The 15,896-nt window shown below is 66.1% G+C and carries 14 protein-coding genes; 4 read left to right on the top strand and 10 right to left on the bottom strand.

Annotation, left to right across the window (positions count from 1 at the left end):
• The first annotated feature begins 56 nt into the window (after nucleotides 1-56).
• Together metF and ACFTOW_RS05660 are read left to right on the top strand one after the other, a co-directional pair.
• The gene (gene metF, locus ACFTOW_RS05665) at nucleotides 57-926 is read left to right on the top strand and encodes a methylenetetrahydrofolate reductase [NAD(P)H] (RefSeq protein ID WP_379913950.1); all 870 of its coding nucleotides are present in this window, start codon (nucleotides 57-59) and stop codon (nucleotides 924-926) included.
• 52 nt (nucleotides 927-978) lie between these two features.
• The gene (locus ACFTOW_RS05660; protein WP_379913948.1) at nucleotides 979-1,467 is read left to right on the top strand and encodes a PaaI family thioesterase; all 489 of its coding nucleotides are present in this window, start codon (nucleotides 979-981) and stop codon (nucleotides 1,465-1,467) included.
• Nucleotides 1,468-1,475: 8 nt separating this feature from the next.
• On the opposite strand, the gene ACFTOW_RS05655 is transcribed toward ACFTOW_RS05660, so the two are convergent.
• Together ACFTOW_RS05655 and ACFTOW_RS05650 are read right to left on the bottom strand one after the other, a co-directional pair.
• The gene (locus ACFTOW_RS05655) at nucleotides 1,476-2,537 is read right to left on the bottom strand and encodes a DUF2235 domain-containing protein (protein ID WP_379913946.1); all 1,062 of its coding nucleotides are present in this window, start codon (nucleotides 2,535-2,537) and stop codon (nucleotides 1,476-1,478) included.
• Nucleotides 2,515-4,812, bottom strand: coding sequence for a xanthine dehydrogenase family protein molybdopterin-binding subunit (locus ACFTOW_RS05650; protein ID WP_379913944.1), 2,298 nt, complete (start codon nucleotides 4,810-4,812; stop codon nucleotides 2,515-2,517). Before ACFTOW_RS05650 ends, ACFTOW_RS05655 begins: the two co-directional genes overlap by 23 nt.
• A 144-nt stretch (nucleotides 4,813-4,956) precedes the next feature.
• Here ACFTOW_RS05650 and ACFTOW_RS05645 point away from each other — a divergent pair, with 144 nt between their 5' ends.
• Nucleotides 4,957-5,199: a DUF6455 family protein gene (locus ACFTOW_RS05645; protein WP_379913942.1), complete on the top strand. Its 243-nt coding sequence runs from the start codon at nucleotides 4,957-4,959 to the stop codon at nucleotides 5,197-5,199.
• 2 nt (nucleotides 5,200-5,201) lie between these two features.
• Here the strand turns inward: ACFTOW_RS05645 and ACFTOW_RS05640 are convergent, their stop codons facing one another.
• Nucleotides 5,202-6,320: a type III PLP-dependent enzyme gene (locus ACFTOW_RS05640; protein ID WP_379914071.1), complete on the bottom strand. Its 1,119-nt coding sequence runs from the start codon at nucleotides 6,318-6,320 to the stop codon at nucleotides 5,202-5,204.
• Between the two features lie 107 nt (nucleotides 6,321-6,427).
• On the opposite strand from ACFTOW_RS05640, the gene ACFTOW_RS05635 reads away from it, so the two are divergent.
• Nucleotides 6,428-6,862: an Lrp/AsnC family transcriptional regulator gene (locus tag ACFTOW_RS05635; RefSeq protein ID WP_379914069.1), complete on the top strand. Its 435-nt coding sequence runs from the start codon at nucleotides 6,428-6,430 to the stop codon at nucleotides 6,860-6,862.
• A gap of 60 nt (nucleotides 6,863-6,922) precedes the next feature.
• Here the strand turns inward: ACFTOW_RS05635 and recN are convergent, their stop codons facing one another.
• The 7 genes from recN to ACFTOW_RS05600 form a co-directional block, all read right to left on the bottom strand.
• Nucleotides 6,923-8,572 (bottom strand): DNA repair protein RecN, encoded by a 1,650-nt coding sequence (recN, locus tag ACFTOW_RS05630; protein WP_379913940.1) that lies wholly within the window; start codon nucleotides 8,570-8,572, stop codon nucleotides 6,923-6,925.
• 39 nt (nucleotides 8,573-8,611) lie between these two features.
• A complete protein-coding gene (locus tag ACFTOW_RS05625; RefSeq protein WP_379913938.1) occupies nucleotides 8,612-9,460 on the bottom strand; it encodes an outer membrane protein assembly factor BamD in 849 nt (282 codons plus the stop codon).
• Nucleotides 9,461-9,586: 126 nt separating this feature from the next.
• The gene (gene lpxC, locus ACFTOW_RS05620) at nucleotides 9,587-10,507 is read right to left on the bottom strand and encodes a UDP-3-O-acyl-N-acetylglucosamine deacetylase (protein ID WP_379913936.1); all 921 of its coding nucleotides are present in this window, start codon (nucleotides 10,505-10,507) and stop codon (nucleotides 9,587-9,589) included.
• Between the two features lie 218 nt (nucleotides 10,508-10,725).
• Complete coding sequence (gene ftsZ, locus ACFTOW_RS05615) at nucleotides 10,726-12,369, bottom strand: cell division protein FtsZ (RefSeq protein WP_379913934.1); 1,644 nt, start codon at nucleotides 12,367-12,369, stop codon at nucleotides 10,726-10,728.
• Nucleotides 12,370-12,719: 350 nt separating this feature from the next.
• Nucleotides 12,720-14,051, bottom strand: a complete 1,332-nt coding sequence (gene ftsA, locus ACFTOW_RS05610; protein ID WP_379913932.1) for a cell division protein FtsA — start codon at nucleotides 14,049-14,051, stop codon at nucleotides 12,720-12,722.
• 6 nt (nucleotides 14,052-14,057) lie between these two features.
• Entirely contained in the window at nucleotides 14,058-14,948 is an 891-nt protein-coding gene (locus ACFTOW_RS05605) for a cell division protein FtsQ/DivIB (protein WP_379913930.1), read from the bottom strand.
• A complete protein-coding gene (locus ACFTOW_RS05600; RefSeq protein ID WP_379913928.1) occupies nucleotides 14,936-15,811 on the bottom strand; it encodes a D-alanine--D-alanine ligase in 876 nt (291 codons plus the stop codon). Before ACFTOW_RS05600 ends, ACFTOW_RS05605 begins: the two co-directional genes overlap by 13 nt.
• Nucleotides 15,812-15,896 lie beyond the last annotated feature (85 nt).

Here is a 15,896-nt window from a genome sequence, read left to right as displayed (position 1 = left end):
AGTTGTCTCACAACGGGCGATTTGCGACAAGTCGTGAAACAAAAAGGACATCCGCCATGCGTACGCCCGAAGTTTCGTTCGAATTCTTCCCGCCCCAGAACCTGGAAGCGTCGTTCCGCCTGTGGGACACGATCAACGTGCTGGCCCCGCTGGAGCCGCGTTTCGTATCGGTGACCTATGGCGCGGGCGGCACCACGCGCGACCTGACCCGCGATGCCGTGGCAACCCTGCACAAGACCAGCGGGCTGAACGTGGCGGCGCACCTGACCTGCGTGAACGCCAGCCGCGCCGAGACGCTGGAGATTGCCGAAGGCTTTGCCGAGGCCGGTGTGACCGATATCGTGGCCCTGCGTGGCGACCCGCCCAAGGGAACAACCGGGTTCCAGCCCCATGCCGACGGGTTTTCCAACTCGATCGAGCTGATCGAGGCGCTGGCCGAGACCGGCAAGTTCAACATCCGCGTCGGAGCCTATCCCGAGAAACACCCCGAATCGCCCGACGAGGCGGCGGATGTCGAGTGGCTCAAGCGCAAGCTGGATGCCGGTGCGACCGAGGCGCTGACGCAGTTCTTTTTCGAGGCCGAGACGTTTTTCCGCTTTCGCGACGCCTGCCAGAAGGCCGGGATCGACGGTGACAGGATCACGCCGGGCATCTTTCCGATCGAGAACTGGAAGGGCGCGCGCCGCTTTGCCCTGAAATGTGGCACCTCGGTGCCTGCTTGGCTGGATGATGCCTTTGACAAGGCGATCCGCGACGACCGGGCCGATCTGCTGGCCACGGCGCTTTGTACCGAACTGTCCAGCGAGTTGATCGAGGGCGGGGTGAAGCGGATGCATTTCTACACGCTCAACCGCCCCGAGCTGACCCGCGATGTCTGTCATGCGCTGGGGGTCACGCCCAAGCAGCGGCTGGAAAACGTGGCGTAACGCTTGTCCCTCTTTTGCCTGCGCGTAACGTGACGGGCAAAAAGGGGACGCCATGACCAGCCGCCGCTATGCCACATCGCCCGAAGATCTGCCCACACTTGCCGAAACCGCCAGCCGGTCGGGTCTGGAAACCATGCAGATGGTGCTGGACGGCCGCCTGCCCGGCCCGCCCATCGCGCAGGCGCTGAACTACTGGATCACGGCGGTGGACGAAGGCATGGCCGCGTTCGAGGGCGTGCCCCAGTTCCAGTATACCAACCCGATGGGCACGGTGCATGGCGGCTGGTACGGCACGCTGCTGGACAGCTGCATGGCCTGCGCGGTGATGACCCGCGTGCCGCAGGGGCATTTCTATACCACGCTGGAATACAAGGTGAATATCCTGCGCCCGATCCGTCTGGGCCAGCAGGTGCGCGCGACCGGCTGGTGCCAGCACGCGGGCCGGTCCACCGGCATCGCCAATGGCGAGATCCGGGGCGTCGAGGATGACAAGCTTTATGCCACAGGCTCGACCACCTGCATCATCATGAAAGCCGGCTGAGACGCCCGCTAGGGCTGCACCGGGTCCATCAGCGGGGCGGACAGACCGGCCCGATCCACGGTTTCATGCACGCGCTCGCTGCGATCCGCACCCACGACGCGCGGCCCGCGCAGCACGAACAGCTTGCCCAGCCCGCGCCATGTGCCCACCGTAGGCGCGCCCGGATCGCAGGGGAACTGCGCGGCCCAGCCCTCGGGCAGCGGCAGGCCGCAGGCCTCGGCCCGGTCCAGCATCCACACCAGCGGGATGTTGGCCAGCGGGCGCGCGGGTTCGAACCCGCCCAGTTGCCCGCCCACATCGCCATGGGTACCGCGAAACCAGACCTGCTCGATCCGGGTCGATGCGTCATCGGTGCTTTCCCACAGAACGGGCGTGTAGATCGCGCGGGTTTCATGCAGCGCCAGCGCGTGAAACCCGTGTCTGACCGATGGTCCCAGCCGGTGATTGTGAAAGGCGTGCGAGTCTTCGGTCCACTGCCACCGGACCGGAAGGCGCAGACCCAGCGCCTTGACCGTGTCCCAGACGCCCACCATCTCGATCTCGACCCTGTCATGGCAATGGGCACGGGCAAATGCCGCCGCCACACCGCTGCCCGGTGCGCCCTGGTAATGCCGGTAAGCGGTGGTAACGTTGCGTTCGGTGGCGCATTCTGCGCGCAACAGGCCAATGCGGTCGATCATCCCTGCAAGGCTGCGCACCGCATAGGCCCCGCGCGAATAGCCCATCAGAAAGATGCGGTCGCCGGGGCGATAGCGGCTGGCCAGATAGCCATAGGCGCGACGGATCTGGCGGTTGATCCCGCGCCCGATCATCACGTCGGTGGTGCTGCGCCAGTCGGCCCATTGCAACCCCGGTTCGTAATACACGCTGACCGGCGCACCGATGCCGGACATCACCCGCCAGGCCAGCCCGGCGTTGCTTTCGCAGCCCGGTTCCAGCGAGGACATGGTGCCATCCAGAATGATCACGTGGATCAGCCCGCCATCGCGCCGCATCGGCGCGGCATGGGTGGGCGCAGTGGCGGGCCAGAGCCAGCCGAGAACCCTGTTATGCAGCCGTCTCCATCGCATCGTTCAGCATTTTCCACACGCGGTGCGGGGTAAAGGGCATATCCGCGCGGCGCACCCCGCGCGCCCACAACGCATCGAACACCGCATTGGCCGTGGCGGCCATCGCGCCCACGGTGCCCGCCTCGCCGCAGCCCTTCATGCCCATGATGTTGGCGGTCGAGGGCACGGGCTCGGTCTCGAACACGATCATGGGAAGATCATCCGCCCGTGGCATGGCATAGTCCATGAACGTTGCCGTGAGCAGCTGGCCATCGGCGTCATAGGCCACGCTTTCGGTCAGCGCCTGTCCCACGCCCTGCGCCACGCCGCCATGCACCTGCCCCTCGGCCAGCATCGGGTTGATCAGGTTGCCGAAGTCATCCACCACCGAATACCGGTCCAGCGTCACCACCCCGGTCTCGGGGTCAACCTCGACCTCGGCCACATGGGCCCCGTTGGGAAAGGACCGGCCCGGCAGGGTCGCGCGCGCCTGATGCACCAGCAGATCGTCGCGGCCATCGGCCCGGGCCATCTCGGCGGCCTCGATCATCGTGGGGGTCAGGTTGGACCCCGGCGCGCGAAAGGTTTCATCGTCGAAGGTCACATCACCTTCGGCCACCTCCATCTTTTCCGCCAGATAGGGGGTGAAGGCCGCCACCATCGCATCCACCGTCGCCAGCGTCGCGTTGTTCTGCACCGTGACCGAGCGCGAGCCGCCGGTGCCGCCACCCTTTTCGATCAGGTCGCTGTCGCCCTGAATGACGAAAATCCGGTCCGCCGGGATGCCGGTCTGATCGCTCAGGAACCGGGCATAGACGGTTTCATGCCCCTGCCCGTTCGATTGCGTCCCGACATAGATGAACACGGTGCCATCCTCGTTGAATTCCACCTTCGCGCCCTCCGAAGGGTCGCCCAGAATGCTTTCGATATAGTAGCACAGCCCCATGCCGCGCAGCTTGCCCTTTGCCTCGGACGCTGTGCGACGGGCGGCGAAGCCCCCCAGATCGGCGGTGCGGGCGGCATGATCCAGCACGCGGTTGAAATCGCCCACGTCATAGGTTTCGCCGGTGGCGGTGTCGTAGGGAAAGCGATCGACGGGGATAAAGCTGCGCCGCCGCAGATCCCAGCCATCAACGCCCAGTTCGCGCGCGGCCATGTCCATCGCGCGTTCCAGCACATAGATCGCCTCGGGGCGGCCCGCGCCGCGATAGGCGTCGACCTGTGTGGTGTTGGTGTAATAGCCCTCGACATGCAGCCAGGTCGCCTGCACGTCATAAGGCCCGGTCAGCACCCGGCTGAACAGCAGGGTCTGGATCGGCTGGCCGAACTGGCTGTTGTAAGCCCCCAGGTTGCAGCGGGTTTCGACGTGATAGGCGGTGAGTTTCAGGTTCTCGTCGAACCCCAGCGCCACGTCATGCACCAGATCGCGGCCGGCGTTGTCGCTCAGCATGGCCTCGGTGCGTTCGGACATCCAGCGCACCGGACGGCCCAGTTTCATGGCGGCATGGGCGCACAGGAAATACTCGGGGTAGGTCATCGTCTTCATGCCAAAGCCGCCACCGACATCGGGATTGGTGACGCGCACATTGGCCTCGTCCAGCCCGAACACGCGCACCAGTTGCCCCTTGGTGCCCCAGACGCCCTGCCCGTTCACCGACAGGTGCAGGCGCGTGCCGTCCCATTCGGCGAAACAGCCGCGCGGCTCCATCGAGTTGACGATGATGCGGTTGTCCTCGACCTGCATGCGCACCACATGCGCGGCACTGTCCAACGCGGCGGTGCAGGCATCGGCGTCGCCCATGCCCCAGTCAAAGGCGCGGTTGTCCGCCGCCTCGTCATGCAGCGCCGCGCCGCCCGGGGCCAGGTCCAGCTTGGCGGGCAGGTCGTCGATATCCAGCACGATCAGTTCCGCCGCGTCGCGCGCCGCTGTCAGGGTCTCGGCAAAGATCATCGCCACGGGTTCCCCGACAAAGCGCACCTTGCTCTCGGCCAGGATCGGTCGGCGCGGGGCGGCCCCCTTGGTGCCGTCGCGGTTGTCGACCACGGTGGCGGACATGCCTTCGGTCAGCCCGTCCTGCGCCAGATCATCGGCCGTCAGCACCAGCGCCACGCCATCGGCCGCGCGCGCCTCGGACACGTCCAGATCGGTGATCACGCCATGCGCGACCGAGCTGCGCAGCACAAAACCGAACAGCGCCCCCTCGGGCGCGATGTCATCCACATACCGCCCCTGCCCGGTCAGAAACCGCACATCCTCGACCCGCTTGACCGGCTGACTTTTCCCGAACTTGTCCATCTTGTCCCCTCGCGCTGGCATTCGGGGCGACAGTAGCTTGCCACGCCCGACTGTCCAGACCCGGCTTGATGCAAATCAAGGCGCGCGGGCACGCCTGCCTGTTTAATGAACAGGGTCAACCAATCCCGTGAAAGGACTAGACCGATGTTTGCCAAGATGGAACTGCATACCGATCTGATGAACGCCATGGCCGACAAGGCCGGTGTCGACATGTGCGACAGTATCGTTTCGGGCCGGCTCAGCGCCTCGGGCCTGCGCGGGGCTGTGATGCTGTGCACGCAATGCAGCCACGTCGGCGAATGTCAAAGCCATCTGCGCGACGGCGCGCAGGGCGACGTGCCGAAATTCTGCCTGAACAAGCAGATGTTCGAGACGCTCAAGGACTGAGATCAGCCAACCGTCACCACCTGCGACGGGCCATAGCCGTTGAAGCGCGTGGCCAGCGCCAGCGAATAGGCGCCCATGCCGGAAAACAGCACGAAATCGCCCTCGGCCGTGTCCGTGGGCAGGGCCAGCGGATCGGGCAGGCGGTCGATGCTGTCGCAGGTCGGTCCATAGACGACGCGCGGCTGCGGGGTGCCTGTGCGCAAGGTGCCATCGGGGGCGATGACCTGCACCCGGTCGCCGGGCGCGATGTCGCGCCACTCGGCCAGCGCGCCATAGATGCCATCGTTCAGAAACAACGCCTTGTCGCCGCGCAGGGCCTTGACGCGGGTGCCAAGGCTGTAGCTGTCGTTGACCATCGCCCGGCCCGGCTCGCACACCAGCGCAGGCGCCTCCGGCCCGAAACAGCGCGCGGTTTCCTGCGCGATCCGGGTGAAGATCGCCTCAAGGTCCGGGGCAGGCCCGGCCCGGTGCGCGGCAAAGCCGCCACCGACATTCAGCCGCGCCAGGCGCACGCCCGCCGCCTGTGCGATCTCGGCGCAGACCGCGATGTAACGCGCCCAGGCCTCGGGGGCAGCGCATTGCGTGCCGGGGTGGAATGTCATCGCGGGCCGCGCACCCATCTGCACCACGCGCGTCAGCAGCGCGGCGGCCATATCGGGATCGGCCCCGAACTTCTCGCCGAAATCATAGGCCGCGCCGCCTACCGGCAGCGCCAGTCGAACCGAGATTTCCACATCGCCGAGGCCGGTCAGCTTGTCCAGTTCGGCCATGCTGTCCACCGACCATGATGCCACGCCAAGCGCACGCGCCTGCGCCACCTCGGACCGGCTGCGCACGGGGTTGTTGTAATGCAGAACCGCGCCCGGGCAGGCCGCGCGCACCGCCGCCATTTCGGCGGGTGAGGCGACATCGAACGCCCCCAGCCCCGCCGCACACAGGGTGTCCAGCACCTCCGCGCGCGGATTGGCCTTGACCGCATAGGTCACCAGACCGGGGAACCCGCGCAGGAACCGCGCCGCCGTATCGCGCAGCGTGGCGGGGGAAAAGAACATCACCGGCTCATCGGGCTGATGACGGGTCAGCCATGTCACGGGATCACGGGTGGGGGTCAGGTCCTGCATGCGCGCCTCGGTTTTGGTGTTTTGACCATCATGCCGCAGGCCAGCGTCAGAATCGCGCGTCATTTCGATGGAAATGACTCTCGTTTTCGGCATACTGCCATCTCATGATACAGATTGACGAAATCGACCGCGCCATCCTGTCGCTGCTGGCTGAAAACGCCCGCCTGCCGGTGACGGCCTTGGCCAAGCGTCTGGGTCTGGCGCGCACCACCGTGCAGGCAAGGCTGGACCGGATGGAGGCGCAGGGCACGATCAAGGGCTACCGCGTGCAACTGGGCCACAGCGCGCCTGCCCACCTGCGCGCCACCGCCCTGTTGCAGATCGAGCCGCGATCGGGGCCCGCCGTGCTGGCGCGGCTGAAATCCCTGCCACAGGTCGAGCGCGTGCACACCACCAGCGGGCGGTTCGACCTGATCGTGCAGATCGCCGCCGAAAGCACCGAGATCCTTGATGAAACTCTGGATCGCATCGGCGAGGCCAAGGGCGTGCGCAGCTCCGAGTCGCTGATCCACCTGAGCACGAAGCTGGACCGGGCAATGTGATCCGGGCGTTCTTTCAGAAAGAACGCCCAAAAATCCTTGATCCAAGGATTTTTCGCCGCCCTACCCCGCCAGCAGGGCGCGGGCCGCGGCGCGCGCTTCGTCCGTGACCGTGTCGCCCGAGACCATGCGCGCGATCTCGTCTACCCGCGCGGCCTGTTCCAGCGGCACGACGGTGGACAGGGTGATGTCGTCCACCACCCGCTTTTCGACCCGCCAGTGATGCGCGCCCAGCGCGGCCACCTGCGGCGAATGCGTGACCACCAGAACCTGCCCGCCCTGCGCCAGGGCCGCCAGCCGCCGGCCCACCGCATCCGCCGTGGCCCCGCCCACGCCGCGGTCGATCTCGTCAAAGATCATCGTGCGGCCACTCTCTGCGCCCGACAGGCAGACCTTGAGCGCCAGCATGAAGCGGCTCAGCTCGCCGCCCGAGGCGATCTTGCCCAGCGGCCCGGCGGGGGCACCGGGGTTCGTGGCCACGGTAAAGGCGACGGTGTCGCGCCCGTCGGGGCCGGGATCGGCGGCGCTGATCTGCGTGGTGAACACCGCGCGGTCCATCTTGAGCGGGGCAAGCTCGGTCGTCACGGCGCGATCCAGCCGGGCGGCGGCGGCCGCGCGCGCATCGGTCAGCGCCTGGGCGGCGGCGTCATACGCGGCCTCGGCCTGCGTCACGGCGCGGGCCAGATCGGCCAGATCGGCATCACCCTGATCCAGCGCTGTCAGACGCACGCGCAGCCCGTCGGCGAATTCGGCCAGATCGTCGGGCAGAACGCTGTGCTTGCGCGCAAGGCCGCGAATGGCGAACAGCCGCTCCTCGGCCTCTTCCAACTCGTAGGGGTTGAAATCCAGTTGATCCAGCGCGGTTTCCAGCCCCGCCATCGCGTCACTGACCTCACCCAGCGCCCGACCCACGGCGTCGATGGGGGCATCCAGCGCGCCCTCTGCCTGTTCGGCCACGCCTTCGATCCAGCGCAGCGCGTCGCCCATCGCCCCCTCGGCCCCGTCATTGCCAAGGGCCAAATGGGCGCGGGCGATATCCTCGCGGATGCGGGCGGCGGCCTGCATCATGCGGCGGCGGCGGTCCAGCTCCTGCTCTTCACCCGGTTCGGGGGCCAGCTTGTCCAGCTCGGCCACCGCATGGCGCAGGAATTCCTCTTCGGCACGCACCTCGTCCAGCGCGGCGCGGGCCTGTTCCTGTGCCTTGCGCGCCTCGCGCAGGGCACGCCATGCGGCCCGCGTATTCGCCAGCAGCGCGGCTGTCTCGCCATACTCATCCAGCAATGCGCGATGGCCGCGCGGGTCCAGCAACCCGCGATCGTCGTGTTGCCCGTGCAGTTCGACCAGCGTTTCCGACAACCGCCGCAGCACCTCACCCGAGGCGCGGCGGTCGTTGACCCAGGCTGTCTTGCGCCCGTCACGGGTGTTGACACGGCGCAGGATCAGGCCGTCCTCGGCGGGTATCCCGGCGTCGTCCAGCACGGCCCGCGCCGGATGGTCGGGGCCAAGATCGAACTCGGCCACGACCTCGCCCTGCTCGGCGCCCTGGCGCACCAGCTCGGCCCTGCCTCGCCAGCCCAGCACGAACCCGAGCGAATCCAGCAGGATAGACTTGCCCGCCCCGGTTTCGCCGGTCAGCACGTTCAGACCCGGCCGGAACACCAGTTCGAGCCGGTCGATGATCAGGATATCGCGGATTTCAAGCGCCCGCAGCATAGCCACACCCCGTAGGGTGGGGTGTCACCCCACCATGCGTTACAGCCACTTGCCCTGCAACATCTGGCGGTAAATCTGGGACAACCAGTTGTCGCCCGCCGCCTCAAGTTCCAGCCCCCGGCCCGTCAGCAGTTTGAAGCTGTCCTCGTACCAGTCCGTGCCACGATAGTTGAAGCCAAGGATCGCCCCGGCGGTCTGCGCCTCGTTGGTCAGGCCCAGTGACAGGTAGGCCTCGACGAGACGGTGCAGCGCCTCGGGCGTGTGGCTGGTGGTCTGGAAATCCTCGACCACCACGCGGAACCGGTTGATCGCCGCCGTGTAGTGATCGCGCTTGAGGTAGTAGCGCCCGATCTCCATCTCCTTGGCGGCCAGATGGTCGAAGGCCAGGTCGAATTTCAGAACCGCCGAGCGCGCATATTCGCTGTCGGGATAGGTTTCGATGACGGTGCGCAGCGATTGCAACGCCTGAAAGGTCAGGCCCTGGTCGCGACCGACATCGTCGATCTGGTCGTAATAGGACAGCGCCAGCAGATACTGGGCATAGGCCGCATCCTCGTCCGCAGGATAGAAATCGATGTACCGCTGCGCCGCCGAGCGGCTGTTTTCGTAATCCTGATCGCGGTGATAGGCAAAGGCCTGCATGATCAAGGCGCGTTTGGCCCATTCGGAATAGGGGTGCAGCCGCTCGATCTCGGAGAAATAGAACGCCGCGCGATCCTCGCGGTTGCGCTCCATCTCGAACTCGCCACGTTCGAAAATCTGCTGCGGGGTGAAGGTGTCCAGAGGCAGGTCGCCCGTGGCCACCCTGTTGGCATTGCTGCATCCGGCCAACAGGGCCAAGGCAAGAACAACCCCTGTCATCCGTCGTGACGCTGTGCCGCCTGTCATGCTCGATCTCTTCCTTCCAGGGACCTTTCCGGCCGGTCGCAACCGGCTGTCGAGGATGGTCCTAGCACAGAAAAATTCGGTGCAAAACGCCTTTGGCACAAATTCTCGCGACACGGGCCCGTGGCATCATGCAACGCGACGCATCTCGCCCAGATGCACACCCGCGCCGGGCAGGCGCGCGGCCATCGCGGCATCGCAGGTCACCCAGCGCCACGCCTGCGGGCGGGCAAACAGCGCGCGCAGCAGGTCATTGGTCAGGGCATGGCCTGCGCGATACCCGGTGTAGCCTGCGAAAAGCGGCGCACCGGCCAGCGACAAATCGCCCAGGGCGTCCAGCATCTTGTGGCGCACCGCCTCGTCGCGGTGGCGCAGACCTCCGGGCGTCAGCACCGCATCGCCGTCGACCACGACCGCGTTTTCCAGCGTGCCTCCCAGCGCCAGACCCTGCGCGCGCATCGCATCCACATCGGCCTGACGGCAGAAGGTGCGGCTGTCGCACAGTTCGCGCACGAAGCTGCCGTTGGACATGTTCAGCACCTTGTGCTGGTGGCCAATGGCGCGGTCGGCAAAGTCGATCTGAAAGTCGATGGTCAGGGCCGACCCCGGATCCAGCCGTGCCCAGGCATCGCCGCGGGTCACCTGCACTGTCTCCAGCACTTCGATGGCACGCACCGGGGCGTCCTGTTTCATCAGGCCACGACCAAGGATCTTGGCCACGAAATGCGATGCGCTGCCGTCCATGATCGGCACTTCGGGTCCGTCAATCTCGATCAGCACGTTGTGGATGCCGCACCCGGCAAGGGCCGCCATGATATGCTCGACCGTCGAGACGGTCACGCCTTCGCTGTTTTCCAGCAGGGTGCACAGGGGCGACTGGTGCACGAGGTCCCAGCGCGCCGGGATCAGCGCGTTGCCGGTGGCCACGTCGCTGCGGCAAAACACGATGCCATGCCCCACGGGGGCCGGACGCAGGATCATCCGCGCCGGACGGCCCGAATGAAGGCCCACGCCTGTGAAAGCCATTGGATTTTTTATTGTTGTCTGCACTTTAACCTCGATCCAGCAAAGACATCCCCCTCTTCGCTGATCCTTAACTATTTGGTGACACCCCACCACTCAACTCAATCTTTGTAACGGTCTGAAACATGTGCCCCGGGGGTCGGCAGGCTTTTGCCAAGAAACTGTTACATTTCGGGCAGGGCATTGATTTCAAAACGAAAAAGGCCGCCACAGGGGCGGCCTTTGACACGAATTCGTGACCTGTATCAGTTCGCTTGACGACGCAGGAAGGCCGGAATTTCGATCCGCTCCTGATCGGGGTCGGTCTCGTCGCGCGGCTGCGGGCTGACGGCCTGCGACCGCACCTGCGGCTGCTGGCGCTGCGGCTGCGGTGCCGCCTGCCCTTCGCCATGTCCGGTCATCCGGTTGATCAGCGAGTTGATGCCAAAGCGCGACTTCTCCGCATCTGCCGCGGAGGCGCGCTGCTGGGCCTGGGGCTGATGCTGCGGCTGCGGCGCGGCTTGCTGGGGGGCCTGGCCACGTGCACCGGGTGCGCGGCCTACGGCTGCCTGCAGACGGGCCATCGCCTCGGGCGAAGGGGTGCCGGGGGCGGGTGCGCGGGGCGCGACAAAGGTTTCAGCCTCGTCCTCGTATTCGTCCATCGTGCGGGGCTGGAACTCGGGCTGCTGCGGCGCGACATAGGCGGGCGGCGGCAGGTCGTTCTGCGCGGTGCGGGCCGGGGCCTGCTCTTCGAAGATGTCTTCCATCTGCTCTTCGGCGGCGGCGCGCTGCGCGTCCAGGTCCTCGAACAGGCTGGGCTCCTGCGCCCGGGCGGCCACCTGAGGCTGCTGCGCGGGTTCGGACGCATACTCTTCTGCAGAGACGGTGGGCTTCAGCGGGGCAGCCATCGACCGACGCGGCACGGGCATTTCCATGCTCTTGTCGGTGGCGTCGATACCCGTCGCCACGACAGACACACGCATCGCGCCGCCAAGGTCGGTGTCCAGCGTGCTGCCCACGATGATGTTGGCATCGGGGTCAACCTCTTCGCGGATGCGGTTTGCCGCCTCGTCCAGTTCGAACAGGGTCAGGTCATGCCCGCCGGTGATGTTGATCAGGACGCCCTTGGCGCCACGCAGGCTGATTTCGTCCAGCAGCGGGTTCGCTATGGCCTTCTCCGCCGCCTGGATTGCGCGATCTTCGCCCTCGGCCTCGCCGGTTCCCATCATCGCCTTGCCCATCTCGTCCATGACGGCGCGGACGTCGGCGAAATCGAGGTTGATCAGGCCCGGGCGCACCATCAGGTCGGTCACACCCTTGACGCCCTGATACAGCACATCGTCTGCCAGGCTGAAGGCTTCGGTAAAGGTGGTCTTTTCATTCGCCAGCCGGAACAGGTTCTGGTTGGGGATGATGATCAGCGTATCAACGACCTTTTGCAGCGCCTCGACACCGTCCTCGGCCTGCTTCATGCGCTTGGCCCCTTCGAACTGGAAGGGTTTGGTCACCACGCCGACGGTCAGAACGCCCAATTCCCGCGCGGCCTGCGCGATGATCGGCGCGGCCCCGGTCCCGGTGCCACCGCCCATGCCTGCGGTGATGAAACACATATGCGCGCCGGCCAGCTGATCGACGATCTGTTCGATGCTTTCCTCGGCGGCAGCTGCGCCGATCGTGGCCTTGGCCCCGGCACCCAACCCCTCGGTCACCTTCACGCCCATCTGGATGCGGCATTCCGCGCGCGATTGCTGCAACGCCTGGGCATCCGTATTGGCCACCACGAATTCGCAGCCCGTAAGCTGCTTTTCGATCATGTTGTTGACCGCATTCCCGCCTGCGCCACCGACACCGAAAACGGTGATACGGGGTTTCAGCTCGTCATGTCCGGGCACCGAGAGATTCAATGTCATGCTTTGTCCGCCTGTGCTTTAGGCCCGCCTGACCGGGCATTTTTCTGCATATTTTCCACCAGTCTTACCGCTTGGCCTTTGGATCGTCACGAAAAAAACGCGAAATTGCTACAAAATCTAGTCCAAAACTGCCCCAAACACGCGGGATTTTGCCGAAATCCCCAGATTTGGCGGGTCGAACCCGGTTCACACACAACACAGATCATCTGCTCACAGAATCACTCTGCGTGAAAACCCGGCCCGGTTGAGTTGTGGATGGTCTGCCCGACCTTCCGTATGCCTCGTGCCACCTCTGCGGATGGTCTGTGGATAAGTTAACACAGGGCGCGCCCTGCGTCACCTGCCAATCGTTACCAGTTGTCCTTGAACCACTTGACCGCACGACGCAGGCTGCGGGCCGGGTACCGGTCGACCGGCAGATCGAAATCCCACCATTCATCCTGCGGGTTGGCGGCGAACAGGCACAGCCCCACGGCGCTGGCAAAGGCCGGGCCGGTGGCGGCCTGCGGCAGGCCATGCACCCGCAGCGGACGGCCCAGCCGCACCTGCTGGCCCAGGATGCGGCTGGCCAGCCCGTCCAGCCCGGGGATCTGGCTGGCCCCGCCGGTCAGCACGATCTGCTGGCTTTGCAGGTGCTCGAACCCCGCCGCATCCAGCCGCGCGCGGACCTCTTCCAGGATTTCCTCGACCCGGGGGCGCATGATGCCGATCAGCTCGGCGCGGCTGACCGCGCGGCGGTCGTGCTCCCAGTCGCCGGTCTCGCCGTGGATCTCGATCATCTCGGCATCGTCGCGCCCGGTGGCCACAACGCCGCCGTAGAATGTCTTGATCCGTTCGGCCACCGGCATCGGCACCGACAGCCCCATGGAGATATCGCTGGTCACGTGATCGCCGCCCATGCGCACCGTATCGGCATAGATCATGTGCTTTTTCATGAAGATCGACACGCCCGTGGCCCCGCCGCCCATGTCGATGCAGGCCGCACCCAGTTCCTGCTCGTCCTCGACCAGCGCGGAAATCCCCGACACGTAGGCCGAGCTGGCAATGCCCGCCAATTCCAGATCGCAGCGCTTGACGCAATGCGCCAGATTCTGGATCGCCGTATCCTCGACCGTCAGCATGTGCATGTCGCAGGCCAGCCGCTGGCCCATCTGCCCGCGCGGATCGCCCAGCCCCGAGCGGTGATCCAGCGCGAAATTCACCGGCTGGGCATGCAGCACCTCGCGGCCCGGACCGAAATCGGGCACGTCGCAGGCGCTCAGCACGCGGCTGACATCCTGCTCGGTGACAACGTGGCCCTGCAACTCCATCTCGCCCGCCACACCATAGCTGCGCGGCTCGGCCCCTGAAAAACACGCGATCACATGATCGACGCGGATGTTCGCCATCTTCTGTGCCGCCTGCAACGCCGTGCGGATCGCACGTTCGGTTTCCTGCATGGCGTTGATCTCGCCAAAGCGCACGCCGCGCGAGCGGGTCGTGGCCGCGCCGATCACGCGGAACCCGGCCTGCCCCGCCATCGGACCGATGCCCTCGGCCTCCAGCCGTTCGGCGCCGTCGAAGCGCAGCACAAGGCACGCGATCTTGGAACTGCCCACGTCCAGAATGGCCACCACGCCGCGCTGCATCGCCGCCTTGCGCATGTGGCGCATCGCCCTTTGGGTTTCATAGAGCTCGATCATTTGTTCTTATTCTCCCAAACTCGCCTTTTGCACACGCCACCATTGTTCTACCGCACTTGCCTGCATTCGCAGCGTCGGGCGCCCGGTCAAGCGCATGTCCACCGCCGCCAGATCGCGGTCCAGCATCTCTTGCACATGATCCAGCGCGATCACCCGCTCCAGCGCCTGCACCGGCTGTTCTTCGGGCAGCAGGATGCGCTGATCGCGATCCAGAACCACGTCCCAGCGTCGCTCACCGATGCGCACCAACCCGCGCAGGCGCGGCTGCAACGGCCCCGCCGCCCGGATCAGCCGCAGCGCCTGCGCCACATGCTCGGTGGCCCCTGCCCCCGCGATCACCGGCAGGTCCGGATGATCCGCGCGTGATGCGGCAGGCCTGACGATGACACCGCTTTCATCCACCAGTTCCAGCCCGCCGGGCGTGCGCCACAGCACCACGGGCACACGCTCGACCACCTCGATCTGCAACACCCCGCCGGTGCGGATGCGCACGGCAGCGTCCTTGACGGCCGACAATTCGCGCACCGTCTGCAGGATCAGCGCAAGATCCAGATCAAAGGACGACATCGGCAGGTCCAGTGGCAGGATTTCGCGGATATCCTCGTCCACGCCCGCGCTCGCCCCGTCCACCGCCATCACGTTGACCATGAATTCGGGCCGGGTCTGGATCTGGGTGCGGACATCGGCGATCGACTGGTTCAGCGCGTCGCGCCGGCCCTCGTCTGCCAGGTATCCCGCGCCGACCCCCACGGCCAGCACCAGAGGCACGCCCGCGCGCAGGAAAAACCGGAAGGTCGGCGTCAGCATCAGACGCTGCATCCGATAGCGCAGCCGCGAGGGCGCGGGATCGGGCCGTTCGGGGCCATCCGGGGCCTTGCGGCGGATCAGCGATCGCATGAGGCATCCTCCACCATCCAGGCGCAGAACTCGGCAAAGGAAATCCCCACCGCCTGCGCCTGCTCGGGCGAAAGCGAGGTGGCGGTCATGCCGGGCTGGGTGTTGACCTCCAGCAGGATCAGGCCGTCAAGGCCACGCGCCTCGTCCCAGCGGAAATCCGTGCGACTGACGCCCCGGCAGCCCAACGCATGATGGGCGCGCAGGGCGTAGTCCAGACAGGCATCCGCTATGTCCTGCGGCAAATCGGCAGGCACCACGTGGCGCGATCCGCCGGGCTTGTACTTCGCGTCGTAGTCATACCAGCCATCGGTGATGATGTCGGTCACACCCAGGGCCCGGTCGCCCATCACCGTGGTGGTCAGCTCGCGCCCCGGCGCATAGGTTTCGACCATCACCGTGGCGGGCATCGTGTCGGCCAGCGCGGGCGAGCTGTCACCCTCGCGCACGATGTAGATGCCGACGCTCGATCCTTCGTTGTTGGGCTTGACCACATAGGGCGGGGCCATCATGTGCGCGCCGCGCACCGCATCGCGGGCGGCCAGAACGCTGTCCACCACTGGCAGACCGGCGGCGCGGAACGTGGCCTTGGTCCGCTCCTTGTCCATCGCAAGCGCCGAGGCCAGAACGCCCGAATGGGTATAGGGGATGTGCAGCCATTCCAGAATGCCCTGCACGCAGCCATCCTCGCCCCAGCGACCATGCAGGGCGTTGAACACCACGTCTGGCTGAATGTCGGTCAGCCGGGCGGGCAGGTCATGGCCTGCATCGACCTCGACCACCTGATATCCCGCATCCCGCAGCGCGGCGGCGCACGCGCGCCCGGTCGACAACGACACCTCGCGCTCGGACGAGGGGCCACCCATCAACACCGCAACCTTGGGGCTTGTCCTGCTCGACTTCGCCACCGATTTTGCCTTTTTCCCGGGCCGTTTTCCGGCCCTTACGGAT

The sequence above is a fragment of the Lacimonas salitolerans genome, from assembly GCF_042677865.1.
In the GTDB taxonomy this organism is placed as follows: domain Bacteria; phylum Pseudomonadota; class Alphaproteobacteria; order Rhodobacterales; family Rhodobacteraceae; genus Lutimaribacter; species Lutimaribacter salitolerans.
The sequence above is the reverse complement of the archived record's forward strand: the minus strand, read 5'-3'. Positions and strand labels throughout refer to the sequence as shown.

Bases quoted from the DNA above. Each gene is read 5' to 3' on its own strand.
- metF (WP_379913950.1), top strand. From the start codon at position 57: ATGCGTACGCCCGAAGTTTCGTTCGAATTCTTCCCGCCCCAGAACCTG.
- ACFTOW_RS05660 (WP_379913948.1), top strand. From the start codon at position 979: ATGACCAGCCGCCGCTATGCCACATCGCCCGAAGATCTGCCCACACTT.
- ACFTOW_RS05655 (WP_379913946.1), bottom strand. From the start codon at position 2,537: ATGCGATGGAGACGGCTGCATAACAGGGTTCTCGGCTGGCTCTGGCCC.
- ACFTOW_RS05650 (WP_379913944.1), bottom strand. From the start codon at position 4,812: ATGGACAAGTTCGGGAAAAGTCAGCCGGTCAAGCGGGTCGAGGATGTG.
- ACFTOW_RS05645 (WP_379913942.1), top strand. From the start codon at position 4,957: ATGTTTGCCAAGATGGAACTGCATACCGATCTGATGAACGCCATGGCC.
- ACFTOW_RS05640 (WP_379914071.1), bottom strand. From the start codon at position 6,320: ATGCAGGACCTGACCCCCACCCGTGATCCCGTGACATGGCTGACCCGT.
- recN (WP_379913940.1), bottom strand. From the start codon at position 8,572: ATGCTGCGGGCGCTTGAAATCCGCGATATCCTGATCATCGACCGGCTC.
- ACFTOW_RS05625 (WP_379913938.1), bottom strand. From the start codon at position 9,460: ATGACAGGCGGCACAGCGTCACGACGGATGACAGGGGTTGTTCTTGCC.
- ftsZ (WP_379913934.1), bottom strand. From the start codon at position 12,369: ATGACATTGAATCTCTCGGTGCCCGGACATGACGAGCTGAAACCCCGT.
- ftsA (WP_379913932.1), bottom strand. From the start codon at position 14,051: ATGATCGAGCTCTATGAAACCCAAAGGGCGATGCGCCACATGCGCAAG.
- ACFTOW_RS05605 (WP_379913930.1), bottom strand. From the start codon at position 14,948: ATGCGATCGCTGATCCGCCGCAAGGCCCCGGATGGCCCCGAACGGCCC.
- ACFTOW_RS05600 (WP_379913928.1), bottom strand. From the start codon at position 15,811: ATGGGTGGCCCCTCGTCCGAGCGCGAGGTGTCGTTGTCGACCGGGCGC.